General features: G+C 56.0%; 11 protein-coding genes. All 11 read right to left on the reverse strand.

Annotated features, from left to right (window positions below; translation table 11 throughout):
• Window positions 1-81: 81 nt before the first annotated feature.
• The 11 genes from SB764_RS34120 to SB764_RS34170 all read right to left on the reverse strand — a co-directional run bounded on the left by SB764_RS34120 (window position 82) and on the right by SB764_RS34170 (window position 20,355).
• A complete protein-coding gene (locus SB764_RS34120) occupies window positions 82-486 on the reverse strand; it encodes an ACT domain-containing protein (protein WP_410866101.1) in 405 nt (134 codons plus the stop codon).
• Window positions 487-490: 4 nt separating this feature from the next.
• Complete coding sequence (gene rsgA / locus SB764_RS34125) at window positions 491-1,549, reverse strand: ribosome small subunit-dependent GTPase A (RefSeq protein ID WP_410866102.1); 1,059 nt, start codon at window positions 1,547-1,549, stop codon at window positions 491-493.
• A 21-nt stretch (window positions 1,550-1,570) separates the two neighbouring features.
• Complete coding sequence (locus SB764_RS34130) at window positions 1,571-4,627, reverse strand: amino acid adenylation domain-containing protein (protein ID WP_410866103.1); 3,057 nt, start codon at window positions 4,625-4,627, stop codon at window positions 1,571-1,573.
• On the reverse strand, window positions 4,617-9,062 hold the full coding sequence (locus SB764_RS34135; RefSeq protein ID WP_410866104.1) for an amino acid adenylation domain-containing protein: 4,446 nt from the start codon (window positions 9,060-9,062) through the stop codon (window positions 4,617-4,619). Before SB764_RS34135 ends, SB764_RS34130 begins: the two co-directional genes overlap by 11 nt.
• Entirely contained in the window at window positions 9,063-10,898 is a 1,836-nt protein-coding gene (locus SB764_RS34140; protein ID WP_410866105.1) for a non-ribosomal peptide synthetase, read from the reverse strand.
• 65 nt (window positions 10,899-10,963) lie between these two features.
• Window positions 10,964-12,040, reverse strand: coding sequence for a hypothetical protein (locus tag SB764_RS34145; protein ID WP_410866106.1), 1,077 nt, complete (start codon window positions 12,038-12,040; stop codon window positions 10,964-10,966).
• 301 nt (window positions 12,041-12,341) lie between these two features.
• Window positions 12,342-13,949, reverse strand: coding sequence for an MBL fold metallo-hydrolase (locus SB764_RS34150; protein WP_410866107.1), 1,608 nt, complete (start codon window positions 13,947-13,949; stop codon window positions 12,342-12,344).
• Window positions 13,946-15,214 (reverse strand): MFS transporter, encoded by a 1,269-nt coding sequence (locus SB764_RS34155; protein WP_410866108.1) that lies wholly within the window; start codon window positions 15,212-15,214, stop codon window positions 13,946-13,948. The genes SB764_RS34150 and SB764_RS34155 overlap by 4 nt, the downstream gene beginning before the upstream one ends.
• Window positions 15,215-15,245: 31 nt before the next feature.
• Window positions 15,246-16,928, reverse strand: a complete 1,683-nt coding sequence (locus SB764_RS34160) for a non-ribosomal peptide synthetase (RefSeq protein ID WP_410866109.1) — start codon at window positions 16,926-16,928, stop codon at window positions 15,246-15,248.
• A gap of 74 nt (window positions 16,929-17,002) precedes the next feature.
• Window positions 17,003-18,511, reverse strand: coding sequence for an FAD-dependent oxidoreductase (locus tag SB764_RS34165; RefSeq protein WP_410866110.1), 1,509 nt, complete (start codon window positions 18,509-18,511; stop codon window positions 17,003-17,005).
• Between the two features lie 485 nt (window positions 18,512-18,996).
• Window positions 18,997-20,355 carry a cation:proton antiporter gene (locus SB764_RS34170; protein ID WP_410866111.1) on the reverse strand — a complete coding sequence of 453 codons (1,359 nt, stop codon included), beginning with the start codon at window positions 20,353-20,355 and terminating at the stop codon, window positions 18,997-18,999.
• Window positions 20,356-21,028: the final 673 nt, after the last annotated feature.

Consider the following 21,028-nt stretch of genomic DNA (forward strand, 5'->3'; position numbering starts at 1 on the left):
ATCGTTGAATTGAAATAGTCGCTGGCGAGCCGATTCGGTCTCAATCGACCTGGATATCGCTCGGCAACGTTAACCAGCCGGTCAGCGACGCCCTTCTATCCTGAACAACGACTTCTCAAGTGCGGAAATCGCTTCATCGAGTGCGGCCTCACGAACCAGGAAATAATCGCGATCATGAGTTGAGATGGCGAATAGGCTGATTCCTGCCTGTGCCAACGCGCTACTAAATGATGCAACCACGCCAACCGCGTTGAACGGCAAATCTCCGTCGACTCGGAAACAACGCCAGCCAACATCCAATTCGGCTGGATTGCCTGGCATCGAATCTGCTGGCCCGATATACGACAACTCGTCACTCGTGACGGAAATCGTGGTCATCGCCGGAAAGTCGGGCACGGGCGGAAGCTGAATGAGCGGCCCGGAAAGCGGCATTCGGCACACCGCGTACAGCCCATCAAGCAAAAGCAAGGTCAGATTCGGAATCATCGTTTTAATGCCTCGATTTTCGTTCCAATTTTTCCCGGGAAATCCGGTTGGCGGCCATCTTGCGCCGATCGCTTCTCTGTTGCCTACGTGCGGCGTCGGGGTCCTCGAAGAATGTGATCTCGCGTTGCAATTTCTTGTATGAATTGAGGCGACGCATACTGAGCCGACCTTCGTCGACAGCGAGCATGACGGCACAGCCGGCCTCTTCTTCATGACGGCAATCGCGGAACGCGCACTGGCTCTGCAAGGACGCGATGTCTTCGAAGGTGTCGTTCAATTCGTCGCCCTGAGCAGCGACGCCGACACTGCGAATGCCCGGTGTGTCAATCACGAGTCCGCCACCCGGCAATCTGAACAGCGACCGGCTGGTGGTCGTATGCGAACCGCGCGCACCTTTTGCGCTCACGCCCAAAGTCTTCTGCCGGTCCGTGTCGGTCAGTTCGTTGACGATCGAACTCTTTCCCACTCCGGACGAGCCAACAAACACGCACGTTTCGCCTGGTCCGATCATGGCTCGCAACTGCTCCATGCCGTCATCGAAAACGGTGCTTGTCGAGCAAACGGCAACGCCGCTGCCGAGTTCGGATGCGATCTCCTGCGCGTAGACATTGTCGCCGGCGACCAGATCGACCTTGTTCAGTACCACGACAGGTTCGACGTTGCTCGCTTTAGCAAGAACCAGATATCGTTCCAGACGTGACAGGTTGAACTCACTCGTACATGTAGTCACCACAAACAACCGGTCGACATTGGCGGCAAGCGCCTGCAACTCGCCATTCTGAGTTGCGCGCGAAAAACATGATTTACGTTCCAGCGTGTCAATGTATTCGACCGTTCGACCATCAACAGGAAGCGCCACGATCCAGTCTCCGACAATGGGTGCCCGCGTGCAGTCTCGCGAGAACACCAGATCGAATTCACGCACGCCGTCGTCCGTGACACCGATCACCGTGAAGCGCCGGCCATAATCTTCTGCTATTCGATATGGATGACCAATGCCGTACTTGGGCAACTGGCCATCGAAAAAATCATTGAATCCAAGATCGAGTAAAAGCTTAGTCATGTGCAGTCATCCTGATAGTGCTTAACACTCTTCGATATCGCGACGCAATGCCGTCGAAATAATGTTTCCCAGCGACTCGTCGGGATTTCGAAGAGCCTCCCGTGCCAGCCCGACATACTCCTCAACCAGTTGTCCCGCAAGCGTATCGCCGATGCGAGAGACGTTGTAGTTTAGGCAAAGCGACAAATCGTTATCCTGACTAAAAATGAAACTCAGGTCGAATAGACTAATGTTCGGCGGCGTCGCGATTTCATCTGCGATCAACAGTCCCTCACGCCCCAAACGCCTGATCGGCGAGTCTTGTAGAGTCACCATGACGTTGAAGATCCGATTTTTGTCAGGAAAACGATCCGAGGGCAGCGAATCGGCGATATCGACCCATGACACGGCGCCGATCGACAGAATGTCGACCAACTCGTCATTCACCGAGTCCACCAATTCCCGAAACGTTTGCTCCAACGTCACTCGCTGTCTGACGCAGATGGTCTGCGCGAAGTAGCCGATCTGGTCGAAAGTCTCCCGGGAGTCGCGCCCGGCTATCACGCTTCCGACCGCAATGTCGTCGCTATCACTCCTCGCGCGAAGGAGCGCACACACCGAAGCCAGTGAGAACGCATAAGGTGTCATAGCGGGCGTCCCGCCTGTCGCCCGCCCCGCGCCATTCCAGCCTACGCTGGCGTAGAGGTTTCCAGCCGCCACGCCAGCTGCATCGGACGAGCTGTGCTCGACCGGAAACAGCGGTAGTCGTCCATTCAGCTTGTCGCGCCAGCGGGTCACACGCGCAGCGTGTTCCGTACTGCTCAGGCGAGTCTGGCGCGATATCCAGTTGCGATACTTGCTTCCTTCCATCGCGCCTACCGAGGATTTGCCTAACGCGAGGCCAGCATAGACCTCCACAATATCGGAGACCAACACCCGCAGGGACCACGCATCGCTGATGCAGTGGTGAATGTTGATCCCTAGAACGTAAGCAGAATTGCCTGCAGAGTAAAGCTCAGCCCGGAACAGTTCACCCTCGCTGAAGCGCAGCGGCCTGCGTACTTCAGTATTTGTGATCCAGTCGAAGTCGGCGTTGCCAATATCTCCGAAACGCCGGATCCGGAGTGTCGGAGCCTCCTCCCGCGCAACGATCATCAGTCCGTCGTCGATCAACTCGAAGCGGCTTTTCAGTAGTTGGTGACGCTCGCATACCTGATCAACGGCTTTTTCGAGCAGTGCCATGTCGACATGGCCGGTCAGCCGGAAGCGGGACGGCAGATCGTACGCTGCCGGATTCGGATGGAGTTCGGTCGCCAGCCACACACTCACCTGTCCTCGCGATGCGGGAAACGGGGCATTGGTAAAGTCTTCGTTCTGATGCGGCGCATCGCCTACGGTTACCGACCGCATCTGCCGTGCAATCGATTCGACCGTCCGGTGGCTGAAAAAATGCTCAAGTCTCAGCGCATACTGGGGCTCGAGCAGCCCAATCACGCGTAGCGCTTGCAAACTGCTTCCGCCAACCTCGAAGAAGTCCGACTCCAGCGAGATCGCCGTTACGCCTAGGATCAGGGACCAGCTCTGCGCTAATGCACGCTCCGCGTCGCTCCACGACCGCCCGCTTTCGATATCTGTCTGGGTGGGCTGGAACGGGTACATCTCCGTCAGACGCGTGCGATCGATTTTGCCGTTTACCGTTAACGGAAAAGCATCGACCACTGTTATTTGTGCGGGTACCATGTATCGCGGCAAGCGATCGACGGCCCATAGCGCGATCTGCGCGGGCGACTCGGCGCTACTCGCCGCCTTGATGAATGCGCGCAGTTGCGTGTCTCCTGCCGGGGTCGGACAAGCAATGACCGCGCACGTCGAAACGCCATGATGACGCTCGAGTGTCCGTTCGATTTCGGCCGGCTCGATCCGATGCCCATGCAGCTTTATCTGCCGGTCAACCCTGCCTTGAAAATCGAGAGCGCCGTCGGCCCTCAGACGCACGATATCGCCAGTGTCGTATACGACGACCCCGGACGCATCGAGCTGGAACTTCTCGCGAGTCAGGTCAGGCTGATTCAGGTATCCCAATCCAACACAGCGGCCGGAGATGCCCAGCCTGTAAAGCTCGCTATCTGAATCGAGCTGAGTCAGATGGAAGCGCACATGTTCGAGAGGACGCCCCACGGACGGTGCATTCGGATGCTCGGCGAAACACTCATGCAAGGTCTGGAATATGGCGCATTCGGTCGGGCCATACACGTAGAACAAGCGGCGGTCGGCGGCGGCCCAGCGCGTCACGAGCTGCGGTCCGAACGATTCACCTCCGGTCACAACCCGTCGCACGGTCGGGAACGCAGCGGGATCGAGTACGTCAAGCACCGAAGCCATCATGAACATGAGATTGACGTGGTTCTCTCGGACAGATGCGGCAAGCCGCGCAGGCTGGAGCTTGATCTCCTCGTCAATCAGGACCAGTTCGCCGCCGCTGCACAACACCGTGAAAATCTCCCATATCGCGACGTCGAAGCCCAGCGAGGCAAACTGCAGGCCGACTGTCTGCGGACTCAGGCCAAGCTGTTGCCGCGAAATATCGATGACGTTGGCGAAGCCTTCATGCGTAACCACCGCTGCTTTCGGGACCCCAGTCGAGCCAGAGGTGAAGATTGCGTAGGCTGGATCACGCGCCGCGGCCTCGAATGTGGTCGGCACATCCGCGTCATCATCGTGAATCTGCTCAGTAATCAGCCAGCGCACTTTCCGGGTCGCCGAAGCAAGACGCTTTTGCGTGTCTGTATCGGTAACCACAATGGCTTGCTCGAAGGTACAGAGGATATCTGCGAGGCGCCGTTCCGGAAGCGTCACATCAACGGGCACGAAGGTCGCCCCGATACGCAACGCGCCGATGAGAGCAAGAATCTGATCGAACGACCTCGGCAACAGCACGATGACCGGCTCACGCGGCTTCTGTCCTAGTCTCAGCATCGCGTTCGCCAGCACGGCAGAACGCCGCGCGGCAGTCTGATAGTCAATTAGTTGGCCGCTGCCGTTCAGCGCCGGACGATCGGCAAACCGTTCGAAGGCCTGCGCGATACGGTTATAGATCATGCGAAACCTCCCGGTCTTGCGTACTATGCGTCAGCAGCACGCCGGGCTCATCGAATTCGTCGCGGAACTGCAATGCGATCTGTTCGAAATCGCCCAGAAAGCCGTCCAACTGCGCTTCGGTATATAGCGACGTGTCGAACAGGACATCAGCCGCGACCCGCTCACCATCTACCTTGAAGTAGACCCAGAAGTCGTGAGGCGCGGCAGGCTGCCGCGGGTTGAATCCGATCTGCCGCATTGTTAAGGCGTTCGAGTTGATGGCACCCAACGGCTCGTCCAACGTCAGTCCGACATCAAAGCAATGATGGCGGCCTCGCTCGGCTTTCACGTCGTTCTCGACCAGCAATTGATCGAACGGGAAGAAACCATGCGACCAGGTGCGAGCGAACACTTCTCGGAAGTGGGAGAGGAACCCGGCGGGGCCCAACTGCGGGTCGACCGTGGTCGTCACTACCACCGGGTTGACGAAACACCCGACCTTGCCACGGGCGTCCACGGCATCACGGACGTTCAGCGGCATACCGAACGACACTTTCTTCATTGCAACAAACCGGCTGAGAGTTACCGCGAACAGCGCACCCAGGAGCGCATACTGTGAAAGCCGCGCGTTCGCGGCGAGCTGGGTGATGACTTCCGTCGACAGCGAGTCGAAGATCCTCGTCAGCACTTGACCGACGTGCGTTCGCTGCTTGCGTGCTGACAGTCGTACTGGCAGATCTAGTGGTTTGCACTCGGCCAGAGCTGCCTTCCAGTAGTGCCGGCTCTCGTCAGCCGAGGCCAACGCGCTGATAAGATTGCCGGACGGACGCACAGGCCGCGCATTGTGCATGCCCTCATAGCACTGCAGAATCCGGGAGGCGATCAGATGGATACTCTCGCCGTCTGCAATCACGTGGTGAATCACCAGTGCCAGCCACGTTTGCGACGCGGAACCGCGATATAGACCGATGCGAAACAGCGGCGGACGGCTTAGGTCGAATGGCTTGCACAACAGCGCCTCAAGTTCAGCCGGCAGCTCGCCATCGTCGAGATCCTTATAAAACAAGGGATTGTCCAGCAACGCGGAATACGGCACTCGCGCCATATCGCCATGGCGAAGCTCCAGCCCAGTACGCAACACAGGCAATTCGCTGACCACCTGATCAACCGCACCTGCCAGACGAGCCACATCAAGCGGCACATCAAGTTCCCACACATCCAGAACATTGAACGCTTGTTTGACTTTACTGACTATAGCTCGCACGAAAAGGCGGCGCGAGATGTCGGCTTCTCGCCAAAGATCCGCCACGGTTTGCACTCGCTTCGTCGGCGTGGTCCATTGCTGCTGGACCAGCGCATGCAGGCCATCGAGCGTCGGATTACGGTAGACGTCAGCGATCGACAGCGACAGCTTCAATTCAGCGTTCACCCGTGACGTCAGGTGCATCACCATTAGGCTGTTGCCGCCGAGGTCGAACACCGATACACCCAGTTGCGGAGGCGAACCGATCGTCTCGCTCCAGATCGCGTCGAGTCGCGCGCTCTGCGACACAGCCGCTGGCTCGGACGCAGGTTGACCAAGAGAGTCCGGCAATGACGGTGTTGTATGCAGCGTCGCGGCGCGACGGCGCAACTCGGCCTGGTCGATCTTCCCGTTGATTGTCAGCGGCAGGTCTGTGCACACCTGGACATACCGCGGCGTCGCAACACCTGACAATTGAGCGCGCAATTGATCGAGCAGCGCCTGCGCGTCCAGTGGCGTGGTCGACGATACGAATGCCACAGTACCAATCGGCCCTTCGTCAGAGCCGGCTGGTACCAGCGGCACGACCATTGCCTGTTCGACTCCCGGCGACCCGAGCAGCAACTGTTCGATCGCCTCGACATCTACGTTCGCGCCGGCAATCTTTATCATCCGGTCAACGCGCCCGAGGAACTTCAACGCACCGTTCGCGACGCGGACCGCACGATCGCCAGTGCGGTACATCCGCTGCTGCCGTAACGGATGAGCGACGAACTTCCGGTCAGTGTATGACGCGTCGCCGGTATAACCGGCCGCGAGACCCGGCCCCGAGACGCAGATTTCCCCTGGCTCGCCAATCTCGCGGACACCCCATTCGTCATCGATAAGATCGACTATGTGATCGGCAATCGGCGCGCCGATTAGCACTTGGGCGTCGTCGGCAACAATCTGATGCACAGTCGTCCAGACGGCTGTTTCCGCGGGGCCATATTCGTTGAACAGATCGACATGCGGCAATCGCCTGCGATGCTCGCCGACCAAATTCTGGTTCAGGTCGTCGCCACACAACACGACTTGCCGTAGCGCGGACCACGAACCAACCAACGTACCCATCAACAAGCGATACATGGCTGGCACCATCATGAAGTGGGTGACCTGGTGCTGTTCGATCAGCCGAGCCATCCGATTCACGTCGGTGCGTTCGCGCTCATCGAGCATCACTAGTGCCGCCGCACCCAGCCACGTCGAGAAATAGTCGTTGACAGCCGAATCATAAAAGACTGCGGGTACCTGAAGGATACGATCCTTCTCAGAAAAGTCATAGTAGCGTGCCCTGAACCTCACAGTCCGACTGATCGCGTCATGCGATACACATACACCCTTCGGCTCCCCAGACGACCCGGATGTGTAGATGATGTAGGCTAGATCAGATGGCGCTGGGTGTCGCGGCTCGGACATACTCTCGCCCAGGTCCGGTAACGCGCCCCACGCGAACACCGGTATCCGGCAGGTGCGCTCAAGCCGTTTGACGTAATGGGCATCGCAAATCACGAGGTCGGCTTCGCTGTCCTCAAGTTGCTTGTGGATGCGCTCGTCGCGGTTGTATTGCGAAACTGGGATGTAGATGCCGCGAGCCATCATGATTCCCAGCAGCAAGCTTAGCATCTGCGGCGACCGGTCAACCACGATCGCCACGCGCAACTGTCGATCGGCGACGCTCGATCGGTCAATCCATTGCGCGACGCGGAACGCCGCGTCCTGAAGCTCGCGGAATGTCCAGACGGCTGATGTTGCGATGACGGCCACGGCATCGGGGTGACGCGCGGCGACCGCCTTGAACTCGTCGACGAGCGTGCCTGCCGCCATAGGCGCATCGTGCCGGTGCGCAATTGCTAACAGCTGCGAGAATTCCGCATCTGTCGAGAACGGGATGTCGCGCAGCCGACTGTCGCCATGTGCGCCGGTTGCGATCGCTCGAAACGCCGTCGCGAGCCGCCGGGCTACACGGCATAGGTCGCCCGCCGATTCGTAGGCCGAAACGTCACCCATCAATTCCAGCGTTGTCGTCACGGACAAGTCGGCCTTGATTACCAGTGAATGATCTACCGCGTCCGACCGCGTCGGCATGCGCCGCAACAGACTGTCGCCGCGGCGTCCATCGATGAATTCTAGGCATGTGCTCACGTGCCCGGCAACCCCTGCTATGCCCGCCCAACTGGCGAACGGTAGCCGTACCGCTTCGAGCGCCGTGAAGAAGCAGTCACTGAGACGCGTTAGGAAGGCGGTCAACGGCTCGTCCGCCGATACCTCGAACGGCAGACACATCATGTCCGCAGCAAGGCCGATCTGCCCGCCGCCCTCGATCAACGGACGGCGGTCGATCGCGGTCGCAATCGCGACGGTGCGCGAAGACGAGTACCGTGCATGCAGGATGAACAGCAAACCGAGCAGTAATACGTGAGGAGTCACGCTGTAGCGCGCGGCACTTTGGCGAAAGCCGGCGGTCACCGTCGCGTCCAACGAGACGCTCTCGGCCCAAGCAGCGCCCTGTCTGTTCCCCTTGGCAAAGCCGCCTGCTGGCACCGGCGACGCTGCATTGATCATTTGGGCTTGCCGCATCCAAAACTCGCGCATTGAACGGGCCTCTGTGGTTTGCAGCCAAGTCCGTTGGTCGCAGCCATATGACAGCAATCCTTCCGTGGATTCTGGAGACGCGTCTTGGTCGAGCGGATCGTTCCCTACCGGGCCGGAGGCAAGAGTTCGTTCGATACTCACTTCGATTAGGTTCATCGATGTTGCATCGCAGACCAAATGGGAGATCGATAATTCGAGCAGACACGGCCCACTCCCGCCCGTCCTCGATATCACGGCTTTCGCGAGCGCGCCTCGCCGGAGATCGTCAAGGCTAATCTCGAGATACTCATGCCGAGTTTCCACCGATGTGATTTCGTCAGCGTTCCAGACATGCGGCTCACAAACACCGGGAGCGAAATAAAGCGCCGTGTCGCGTTGAATAAATGCCGCCCGCAAGATTGGCGTGCGCATAAATACCGTCCGAACCGCGGAGGCCAAGTCGGTCGGATCGATCTCGGACGGAAGGTGGTACGCTCGCTCGATCCGTTGCGGCGCCACGTGCACTACCCCTTGCAGCATCTCGAACCAGAGTCCTTGTTGCTCTACGCTCGCAAGATATTCAGTTTTACCAATCTGCATTTAACCCTCCTTGACCGGAAGCGGTGCAGTCGCATCGGCTCGAGTCTCGATCGATCCGACGAGTGCGCTGATCGTCATTCCGGCCACCAGCAATTGACGCAAGGTGACCTCGACGCCGCAGCGGTCCTTCATTCGCTTGACCAGTAACATCGCCTTAAGGCTACCTCCGCCCAGTTCGAGGAAGGTTTTGTCTGGATCAACTGGGATGCCATCGAGTAACTCCGACCAAATGCGAATAACCTCGCTGGCAAGCAGCGAGTTCGTCGCTACAGGTTGTTTCATTTCCTGCTGTAGTAGCGCGTGCAAAGCCGCCCGATCGACCTTGCCGTTGGCTGCGTGCGGCCACTCCGTACAGCGATGCAACCGGATCGGTAAGCCGTTTTCCCCCAAGGCTCGATAGAACGCATCATGTATCGCTTCGCTAGGTACCTGGTCTGTCGCCAAGTAAAAGCCGCATACCGCAACCACGACACCGTCTTTTTTGACCGGCAAGAAGATCAAGTTCTCGATCGAGGAATGTTGACCGAGCAAACTCTCGAGTCCGGCAAGATCAACGCGCTTTCCGTGCAGCTTGACCTGTTCATCGATTCGCCCACAGTAGTGAATAACTCCGAGCGTGTCGACGTAGCCCATGTCGCCGGTTTTGTAGACCTTTCCGCCACCCGTGGTGGCCTCCTGGAATACCCGGTTGTCGCCGCGCAGATAAGATGCCACGCCGACGCCTCCGATATGTATCTCCCCGATGACACCCACATCACACGGCTTCCCTTGCTCGTCCAGCAAGGTGATTTGATAGCCGCGCAGCGCCCGACCGATGGGTAAATGCAACGACTCCATATCGCCGTCGATGAAGTAGATCGTCGCAAAATTGGTGGTCTCGGTCGGACCGTAGACGTTCGCAACGACGCGCGCGTCGAACAAATTCCGAACGCTGCGTACCACCGGCGACGTGAGCGCCTCGCCGCCAAAAATAAGATAGTCGATCGCGATCGGCTCTTCACCTTCGCAGGCTAATGCAATGTTCTCGAGGAACGAGGGAACGTGGTTCACCATGTTCACGCGATACTTACGGATAGCCGTGACGAACGCGCGAGGATCGAACACCTGCGCACTCGAAGGCACCACGATCAGACCACCGGCGCGAAGCGTCATCAGAACGATAGACAAACTTAGATCGAAGCCGAAGTTCGCCGACCAGATACTGCGCAGCGATTCGCTCATGCGTAGTTTCTCGTTGGCAGAATTGAGGTTCGCCGAGAAGTTCAGCAGACTGACTAAAATCAATTTTGGAATACCGGTCGTACCGGAGGTCGACAGTACAAAACCCGCGGAGGCAAGTGATGCAGGTTGGTAGGGCAAGTCACCGGCTTCATCCGGCTCCGACGGTCGCGCGAGCATCCCGAAACACGCATTCGGAACTGGCGTACCGCCCCAGTCGAGCGGCTCCGCACTGACGATCAGCCTTACATTGCTGCCATACTTTGCCACATCACTGGAGACTGCTAATGACTGCTCCAGCGGAGCGGCACGCGCGCCGACACGCAATACAGCCAGCAACAGCGCAAGGCTCGCCAGATCGCGGCCACCGACCACCAAAACGACATCGCCAGGACCTATGCCGTAGTCCGATACGAGTCGACTGGCAATCCGCCCAACCAACGCCGACAACTCGCGATAGGTGGCCGACTCATGATCCCCAGCAAGCGCAAGCGCGTCAGGAGCGGATCTCACATGTGCGTCGAAACTGACGAAGAACAGCGTCGACAAATCTTCAAGTCGCGCAGCATCTGTGCCGCTGCTCTCAGGGGACATCTCTAGTACCTGCGCCATACTCATGCCTCTTCTCGCCTCTCGCCGCATTGACCTCTGTCCAGATCCACTTACGCGCTGATACTGCGCCGTTAGCTGATGCAAGGGCATCCGGCCGTGCGTGTGCGCTGCATCATTCCGTTCGGGGACGGGCCGGCAATCACAACGCCGCTGTCGGTCGCCACTGATATGCCCGGGCAGACGATGTCAATGTGATATTGCGTCCACGGCGTCAAACCAAGCCCAAAGTGGACCGATCCATTCACACCACCAAAACTTTCGTTCGGTGCAAAATTCCCGCGCTTGTTTTCCAGTCCGGTATGCGAGCCAATGCCCAGTTCCCAGATTATCCGGTAGCGTGAATCGACCATGAACAGCGACTCGATGATCTTCAGCGCAGCAGTGTCCTGCTCGGACGACACCGCCGTAATAACGCCGTTCTCGACTTCCGCTATCAGCGGCGCGTGCTCGATCTCTTCAAGCATCGAATAGATTTTTTCCTGATCGCCACGCAAGAAGGACGGCGTTCCAGAATTTACGATCGGAAAACCATGGAAGGCGATCGTCCCATTGATGTCCAACCGACTTTTTGCATCGTAATTTCCATGGAACATCGGTAACACGCTGATCTCGCCAGCCGGCGCGAATTGCTGCGAGCCCCAGTCCAGCATCCCCAACTGCTCGAACCATTCATATTCGTCGTTCATGTGCTGGAAGGTGGCCTGGGTGCCGTGCCTAGCGTCGCTCAGCGTCAGTCGTGACGATACTTCGGCTGCCCTGAAAAAACGATCTGCCCACACCTGTTGTGCATCTGGATCACTCGTCACCATGCATTGAAGGAAATGTCCAATGCTATCGATATCGAGCGGCGTCGAGTTACACGGCATGACCAGTACCTTGGAGTCCACCCCAAGCAGTTCTGGTGGCGGACTCTTGAAGAGCACGTCCGGACTGATGACAAGGTAATGGGTCGGCCTAACTCGCGCATCGGGAGCGAGCCGTGAGAGGAAATCTGCTTCGGTATTGCAAGCATGTTTCGAACATGACACATAGCCGCATTCTTTCGCGAATTCAAAACTGTCGATAATCGACGAGTTCGTTAGCAGCACAAAATCACAGCCGGTTGCGTCGCCTAACTGACGATATTTGTCCGGGGTAACTCTGATCATCGAAGCCTCCAACATCATGATAGACCCGCGGCCAAGATTGAATCTCGGCCGCGGGCGACGTCACTGCTTAACCCAGCAGATTGCCAACATATTGACCGTTCTTGTTACGTTTCATTTTTAGCCTCATAAGTGAATTGAATTCTGGCAGCAGGCGGCGTTCTCGCTTAGCCCAGCAGGTTGCCGACGTATTGACCGTTCTTGTTACGCTTCATTTTTGACCTCGTAAAGTAGAAAAGATATTGAGACAGGCAGGACTTACTTTTAGATGATCATCCACACCTCCCGTCGTAAAGAATAAATCTCATGGGAACACCATCTCCATCCGTCCGCGCATCAGTGTCGCCCGACGCGACGATGTATTGCACTGCGCTATGAAACGCCGGGCTTCTTGGTGGCTCCAATCATCATCTGTTGACGTCTTACCGATCAGATAGGCGAGCGAGCGCTCGTAACCCATCGCATAAATCGCGACTTGAGAGGCATCGAGCCGGGCGGCCAGATCACTGGCCTCCGAGCAATCGGATGCCGCTAATCGCCGGCTGGTTGCAAGCCGTTGAGGCACACGACTGGTCAACACTGGTTCGTATAACCAGTTGACCGGTGCGCCCTCACACTCCATGCCTACGAAAACGAGATCGACGCCACCGTGCAGGCGAGCGGCGAGCCGATCGTATAGCTCTGGAACGATATTCTTGGAGTCCGAAAGGAATGCACATCTAAAGTCTCGCGTCGACAACAGGTACGATGCCTTGGCGGTGACATCCAAGTCACCGTGTTCGCCGAAAAAAGGCAGAGCCGTCAACGTAACGTCACCAAGGTTGATGTCTTCGAAGTAATCGACTTCCTGCACCCGTTCAAATCCCAACGACTCGATCATCACTTTCATCGACGGATCGTTCACTGAGCGACCCGCCCCCCGCGGGACATACACGTGACCAACGCGATGCCGTAATTCCAGCAACGTTTCGACGTTCAAATGATCGGCATGCGCGTGAGAAATGATTACGTAGTCGATGTGCTGCGGCAAATCCCTCAACCCGTAAGTCGCGTCTTCCGCGGTCGTGGAGAAAGCCGGGATCCATGGGTCTGTAAGGAAGGTCTTGCCGTTTATCGAAGCGAGAATCGATGCGTGACCGAAGTATCTGAAAATTTTTGCCGCTGGCGGCGTCACCATATCGCAAGGAATTTCGCTCGATGCGGTCTCCGTCTCCTCGAAAAGCGGTCGTAACATCGCCGCCCTCTGCTGGTCAACGTTCAACGCGGCGCAAACATGCTCAAACGGCGTGGGCTGATATCTTGACCGAAACAATACGTCATAGCCGGCGTGCGTGAATGGTAGGTCAATGTCGAACACATCACTCTGCGAGAATCGCGGCAGCAGAAATGCTGGGCGCCGTTTTACTTGCGGACCATATAGCCGCATCGTCTGCGACTGACGATTCATCCAGCCATCTTCGTACAGAACACGTTCGTGCAGAAAAAAGCCCGGCCTATGGTAACGGTCATACACCAGCTCCACCGCTCCCTTTAGGATGTCAGGTACGTCGCGGTAAAAGGGCGTCAATGGGCCGCCATTCATCTTCGCCAACAATCCGTCGACGGCAAGGATGGCGTTCCGTAACGCCGTCGCGGCCTCAGTGGACGCGCTGTGTCTGTCAAGAGCTTCGTGGATCTGGCTGGCCTCGTCGCCGGAGATTTCAGGCAAGCTTGTCGCCATCAAGTGCGAACCGACCATGAGGTCCTTGATCTGCTCAACACGCTGCAACAATCCCTCAACGCGTCCGACGTTCCTTGTCTGAACGAAGGAGGCCGCGGCCGGCGATAGCAGAAAGGCCCATGCATACCACCCGTTGATGAGCGGATCAACACAGACGTCCTCGCGCAATCTGACTAGGTCCGCGTTGCTCATTCCTTGCCACCGAATGCTTCCGTCAATGCCGGACTGGCGCCACCATCGAAGAAGCGTCGGTATTGCGCCGATGCCAACGGGGCGATTGCGACAAGAACCAGCGCTGCACCGCTCGCGACGATGACCTCCGGCAGTGCGCCATGAAAATAACTGACCGCCACGCCACCAAGGAGCATACCCGCGGGAGTCAGCGCCCCCATCAGCGAGCTGAGTAGCCCCATAACTCGGCCGAGATAGCCGTCTTGCACACGCAGCTGAATCACCGTTTCAGCTGCTATCGAGAAGAAGATTGAACTACCGGTTTCGAGTGCAATCGCAACGAAAGCGATATAGGGGCTATGAGTCATTCCCAATGCACAGCGCGACAAGCCGGTGACCACCAACATAAGAGGAATCGTAATCCGTCGCGCCCGTTCGGGCACCTGAATCAGGCCACTCAGGCTCCCGCCAAGCACAGCTCCAACCGACAAGGCTGCGTAGAGAATGCCGTACCAGGACGGGCCGAGTTTCAGCGTGTCTTCGACGTAGAACGGCAACATGGTCATCAACGGCGCAAGAAAGAGATCCATAAAGCAAAGCGTGGCGATCATTGCGCCCAAACCTTCTACACGCCGAATATAACGAAACCCTTCCGCGATGCGCGCGCGAAACTTGATCGGAGCCGTCCGCTGTTCAACGGCAGCGGTGTCCGCCGACGTGCGTATGGACCGGACCAGCAATGCTGAAATCAGGTAACTCAGCCCGTCGCTCAAAAACAGCGAGCCCGCATTGAAGGCGGCGTAGACAACGCCGGCCACCGACTGACCCACAATCGACGCAATATCCCGCGCAGTCCAGTAAATGGAGTTGGCTTTGCCAAGACTTGCACTTTCCACGAGGCGCGGCAGCAATGCCCTCGAGGCGGGTCGGAAGAACGCCTGTGAAGATCCTAGGACGACCGTCGTGCACATCACCCACGGCACTAGCGCGCCAGTCAGATTCATCAGGACGATCAACGCAAGTGAAATACTCGCTGCCGAACCAACGATATCTGCGACCACCATGATTTTCTTCCGGTCGTAATGGTCCGCAACCGCCCCACCGAAAACACCGAAGAAAAAAGTCGGCAACGAAGCTAGCGCCAGGGTCAAACCGACAATCCAGCCGGAGCCGGTCACATGCTTCAAGAGCAACGACTCGCCGACATAGTAAGCCTGCGAACCCATTACGCTAATCATCATCGCAACGAGCACGCGGGAGAAATTCTTGTTGATAGGCACCTTCATGTCGCTTTTCCTCAAGACAATTTGAGTCGAGTTAGTTGCTACCGAAGAGCCGCGCTTGCGACTCAATCGTGTCTGCGTCAAGCAGCAGGTCAATAGGGCGATTTACGCCGAAAACCTGTTGCAGCCGGTGATGAATTTCAAGGACATAAAGCGAGCTACCTCCCACATCGAAGAACGAATCGTCGATTCTGATTTTCGAGAACTTTAGGACGTCCCGCCATATTCCGTACACCTTCCTCTGAGCTTCATCGGCAATATCCTCATTGTCCGGTCGCATCAATTCTTCGACTATCTCAGAGATCCGCGAGTAGTCACGCTTCCCGTTCACGGTCATCGGAAGTTCTGATAGGACGGCGACAATCGACGGCTGCATATACGGTGGCAAAGCCGGTTTAATCCGTGCGCGGATCTGTTCGCCGGTCAGCGTCGTCACGCACGCGGCCTGCAATTTTCCGTCGTCGAATATCACGGCGGCTTCGGATATCTCCTTCTGTTTTTCAAGCACCCGCTCAATTTCCGAAAGATGAACCCGGTTACCGAATATCTTCACCATGCGGTCGGTACGGCCAATCACAGAAATGCAACCCTGTTCGTCTGCGTAACCCACGTCGCCAGTGCGGTACATTCGTATTCCATCGCTCGACACGAAATGACTCAGCGTCTCTTCTGGATCTGCGATATAGCCGCCCGCTACGCAAAGCCCTGAGATCAAAATCTCGCCTGTCTGATTCGGCGGCAAAGGTTTCATCTGCTCGTCGCAAATACGAAGTTCAACACCTTGGATCGCGCTCCCCACCGGCAGGCAATCGCACCCAATAGCATCCTGCTTTGTCACGTGGTAGGCGGAGACGCCTATCGCGCATTCGCAAGGACCGTATTCGTTGACCAACCGCACCTGCGACAGGCGATTGAAATGCGCTGCGGCAAGGCTGGCCGGTAGCCGCTCTCCGGCTACAGTCACCTCGACTAATGAAGAGTCGACGGAAATCGAAGGAATGATCCGTTCGTACAGGCTGGGGACGATCGAGAAATGGGTAACGCGTTCGCTTCTGATAAGTTCCGAGATTTTGTTGGCATTAATGCGGTCTTTCTCATCGACCAGCACAACCGCTCCACCGGACCCAAACATCGAGAACAGGTCCGAGATTGCGCTATCGAAAGACAGTGGTGCAAACTGCAACAGCCGCGAGTCGGGGCTGAAATGGTAGTAACGCAATCTCCACTCGATATAGTTTCCGATGGCCTCATTCGTTATGGCGACGGTTTTTGGAAAGCCGGTCGAACCCGAGGTCGAAATCAGATAAGCAAATTCGTTGGTGACGACCGACGACGGCGGTCTGAGCGACTCATCGTCGGAGTTACGTAGCAAGTCCAGGGCGATGAACGTGAGTCCAGCAATGCCATACCCCGTGTCGCCGCTATCCGTTACGACAAAGCGTGGGCGGACTTTACGGAGAATCGCAACATTACGTTCCAAACCACTTTGTTTCGACAACGGATGGAAGGCGATTCGCTGGATGAGCAGCCCCAACATGGTGGCCACCGCGTCAATCGACTTGTCGAATAGCACACCTACGACATCGCCCGCGCCTGCACCAAGCCTGGCGGCGCCCACCCCGATCTCACCAGCGCGATGCGCGAGTTCGCCATAGGTGATCGAACTATCACCGTGTATCACAGCCACGTTATCGGGCCAACGATGGGCCGTCGTCATGAAGCGCTCGATTATTCGCATACCCGGTGTCGACTTCAGTGTGGGGTTCAAGAGGTTTTCAACGAGTGACATTCCTACCGCTGTACGCACACACGTCGGATTAGTTCGCTATGCTTCAGATACAAGTTTATCGAAGTGGCTCGTTCGACTTGCACAACGTCCATTATGTTTTTTACGCCGGACGCATCGAGATGAGCAAGAATCGGCAGGTCATATGTCGGCGTGTAACTTCGGGCTGCGAACATTCCGAAGATAGCCTTACTTTCGTAAATCCCGTCCACAACCAATGGCGCATTGGTGGCGAAGTTATTGATTAGATCGGAGATTCGCGGCGCGACCTTTGCACGGTAGCGGATGTCGCGCCAGAACCCCGTGTCCGTCCTTCTGGACGTCTGATAATGTAGGCTGATGAAGTCGCGATTGTCCAGTGACTTATCAGCGATGAGGTGGCAATAAGAGTCGATATTGGACGGATTAAAGTCTTTGGCCGGGAAATGCCGGAGCAAACTGTGAAGTTCGAAACAGAGCGTAGCGGAAGTCAACGACTCGATGGGCTCGATAAAAGCGTTTGACACTCCGATGCACAGGCAATTTTGCAACCATGCCTTATTGATCCGGCCAGGCATCCATTCTAGAAAACGCACGCCGGTCTCTTCCGGCAGTGACAGAAACCTCCGGAATTCTCGCTCGGCCTCGGCGCGCTCCAGATGCCGGGACGAATACACATACCCGTAGCTAACGCGATCGTTTAGCGGAATATCCCAGACCCAACCCGACGACAACGCTGTGCTCAACGTACTCGGGCGAATGTCGGGGCTATCGCTGGGCAACGTGACGTAAACCGCCCGGTCGCAAAAATGGTAGTCCGAATACGGTTCGAACCGAAAATCCGGATGATCTGGATAGGCCAAGTTCGCCAGTCGCCGACTAAAGCCCGTGGCATCGATGAAAAAGTCACCGTGCACCTCTTCCCCGTTGTCAAGCAGGACGCTTTCTATGCGATCTGCTCCATTCTTTTTCGCTGACACGACCTTCGCGGATATTAGATGGGCGCCTCGCTGTGCCGCTCGATCGCGAAGAACCGCGCCCAGCTTATGACCGTCAAGATGGTAGCCAAACGAAACGTCGTTGAGATCCGCCTCATTCTGGAACGGGACTCGGCACTCCTCAATCAATGCCGAGTTAACAAAACACGCGTCCTGATAACGGGGCACGGCTTCAGATCGAGATCTCTGCAGCCAGTAGTGGTAAAGCGGGATGCCGAGGTGTGTCACCGTGGGCTGAAACTCATGTACCCAACGATGGCCCTCTCCGCGTGGGGTCCAGTCGGCGAATTCTGATGCGATTTTGATCGTCGCATCGCATTCGCGTATCAACGTATCGCGGTCAATGCCAAGTGAATTTAGCAGTCCGGTGAAGGGTCCATTGGTCGATTCGCCGACCGTCATTGGCGCGACATCCGGGGCTGCGATTACCGTCACGTTAACGGTTTCACCGATAAAAGTCCTTATAAACAAAGCAGCCAGATAACCGGCAACGCCCCCACCAACCACAACAACGTTACGTACAGATAGACTCGTCATTGTTCACTCTAAATTGACCATGTTGATTGCCGTATCGCGATATTCGATAAAATCGGATACCAGTGATCGACACAGACCTTCTATACAGAAGGTCCGTGTACAACTAGATCAGTCGATTAAAGCGTGTGTGACGCTGCAATCTTCCGACCGAGAGCCATATCGAAGTGATGGCTATGCGAATTGCCATGCGCGTGCGTATGACTGTGGCTATGATGAGAACCAGCCATGCGAATCTGCTGACCGTTACCGGACAGGATGAGCGCAAGATGACTCTGCTTATCAGCCGGAGTCGCATCTTTAATGGACGTCGAAGCCTCTTGCATTTAAATCTCCTAAAAATATATAACATTAACAGTACTACGGGAACAACGACTGTAATTGATGTTTTGTTTGAAACCGCTCCAGCCGACGTTAGGTAAAGAGCAGCATGCAGCCAAGCAGATTGGACTGCATGTTTTGATTGGAATAGGCTGAATTTAAGATGACTAATCGATCACCCCAACTGCACCGACAGCGCTTGCGATATCTGACGCTCCACTCTTTCGCCGCTCGGCGCTCATCAAAAGACGCAGCAGTGGCGTCGTGATAACGGTGCTCGCGATTGCCATTAAAACAAGCATCGAGAACATGTTCCTGGAGAGAACGCCCAGATCGAGCCCGATATTGAGCACAATGAGTTCCATCAGTGCCCGAGTATTCATGCATATGCCGATTACAATACTATTGCGCGGAGTTTCCCGAACAAAACGAGCCGCTAGCCACGCTCCGACAAATTTCCCAGAGAACGATACCGCAATAATAGCGAGGCAAGTGAAGATTGCCATAGTGCCGTGCAGCGCAGTAATGTTCACACGCAGTCCGGTATAAACGAAAAACAATGGAAGAAAGACCACCTTTATAATCGGAGCGACCTGCTGCTTCCATGCATTTGCGAATTTCCTGTTTTCATGTAACGCGAAGCCTGCAATGAAGCCACCAATATTGGCGAACACGCCCAGCCAGCTTGTGAGGAACGCCGAACAGAACAGGGCGGCTGAAATCCAGCCGATCAACGGCCCCGATATCTCCGTGGTTCCGCGCATCGACGCGGTCACGCGCTTTTTAAGAAATGGTCGGGCGACGAACCAGACGATTGCCATGTAGCCTAGCAAAACGCCCATCCGAAGCATGGAGATGCCTGCATTAAAACCGGATGTAATAGCCGCCGTCACGCCGCCCAAGAGTAACCATCCAGCCAAATCGTTAATGGCGGCAGCTCCAATAGTAAGCGCGGAAATCCTAGTATGTGACAGGTCAAGCTCCATGAATATACGCCCTAAAATGGGCAGCGCTGTAATCGAAACAGCTACCCCGAAGAAGAGACGAAATGCCAGCAACGATTTTCCTCCGCCATCGATCGAATGATAAAAGAACGGCGCGGTCAAATAGGCCAACACAAATGGAAGCGAAATACTTGCTGCGCTGACAATCAGTAGCGCAATGCGCGATGTCGAAAGCAGTCGTCGAAATTCGAATTCCACGCCGATTTCGAACATCAGAAATATAAGTCCAATCTGCGCAAGACCCGTAAAGACACGATCTACGGTACCCGTGAAGATAAAAGCGAAGGCATGCGGGAAAAGCGCACCAAAGAGGCTGGGGCCGAGTATGAGTCCAGCTATTATTTCCCCCACCACTTCCGTTTGGCCAAACACGCGCTTCAATAGTGCTGCGACCATCCGAGACATCACTACGATGACGACAAGCTGAATCAGAATTTGTTGCGTAAGTTTTTCGGTTGCTGTAGCCGGCGCTGATTCAAAAAAGAAATTTGACGCCAAAGATGCCACTTCATTTGTCATCATCAATATATCCATACTCACGCATAAGGTTCTGATTTTAATTGGTGCTACTCTCGAGCTATCCAATTGGCGGAGCAGGCGTCGCGACAACGAACTCAGGCGAACGTCTACGTAGGAATTTATGTAAAACGCATCTAACTACGTGGACCCAAGAAATATCTCCATCTCTCATCATACAAATTTAAGTGTTGCAATACTATCTTCGCCAATTCGAACGTACGCCCATAATTTTTAGAATTTTAGTTTTATTGAAATAATTGACATTCCTGGTGTGATGGAGTGAAACCGTCATTCTGATTTGTAATGAAATGTAATGGACGAACCACCGTCTTTATATATGGCGGGGGCGCAAAGACAACTGCCAAGAAAACATGCGACCCGTTAGGCATGGGATCCGCGACCGGTCTAGCAGGCTGTTGAAATACCTCCCGCGCACGTCATCCGCGCGGGAGGGGTAAACGTTGAAACAAAGAACCGGACAACACTGAGACTGAAGCGATGCGCGGAGCGGACGGCTATACCGAGTCGATGTTCACGATGATCAGGCTGGATGACTTCGTTCCGGCCAATTGTTGATTTTCACCGAGTCTTAACCCACCGGGGATGCGGACAAAATCTTGGACTACTTTGGAGGTAGTCCATGTATTCATACGAAGACCGCGTTCGGGCGGTCGAG

It is taken from the genome of Paraburkholderia sp. SIMBA_027, assembly GCF_046535315.1.
GTDB lineage: Bacteria > Pseudomonadota > Gammaproteobacteria > Burkholderiales > Burkholderiaceae > Paraburkholderia > Paraburkholderia tropica.

Bases quoted from the DNA above. Each gene is read 5' to 3' on its own strand.
- SB764_RS34130 (WP_410866103.1), bottom strand. From the start codon at position 4,627: ATGATCTATAACCGTATCGCGCAGGCCTTCGAACGGTTTGCCGATCGT.
- SB764_RS34165 (WP_410866110.1), bottom strand. From the start codon at position 18,511: ATGACGAGTCTATCTGTACGTAACGTTGTTGTGGTTGGTGGGGGCGTT.
- SB764_RS34120 (WP_410866101.1), bottom strand. From the start codon at position 486: ATGATTCCGAATCTGACCTTGCTTTTGCTTGATGGGCTGTACGCGGTG.
- SB764_RS34140 (WP_410866105.1), bottom strand. From the start codon at position 10,898: ATGAGTATGGCGCAGGTACTAGAGATGTCCCCTGAGAGCAGCGGCACA.
- SB764_RS34170 (WP_410866111.1), bottom strand. From the start codon at position 20,355: ATGATGACAAATGAAGTGGCATCTTTGGCGTCAAATTTCTTTTTTGAA.
- SB764_RS34160 (WP_410866109.1), bottom strand. From the start codon at position 16,928: ATGACGACGGCCCATCGTTGGCCCGATAACGTGGCTGTGATACACGGT.
- SB764_RS34145 (WP_410866106.1), bottom strand. From the start codon at position 12,040: ATGATCAGAGTTACCCCGGACAAATATCGTCAGTTAGGCGACGCAACC.
- SB764_RS34135 (WP_410866104.1), bottom strand. From the start codon at position 9,062: ATGCAGATTGGTAAAACTGAATATCTTGCGAGCGTAGAGCAACAAGGA.
- SB764_RS34155 (WP_410866108.1), bottom strand. From the start codon at position 15,214: ATGAAGGTGCCTATCAACAAGAATTTCTCCCGCGTGCTCGTTGCGATG.
- SB764_RS34150 (WP_410866107.1), bottom strand. From the start codon at position 13,949: ATGAGCAACGCGGACCTAGTCAGATTGCGCGAGGACGTCTGTGTTGAT.
- rsgA (WP_410866102.1), bottom strand. From the start codon at position 1,549: ATGACTAAGCTTTTACTCGATCTTGGATTCAATGATTTTTTCGATGGC.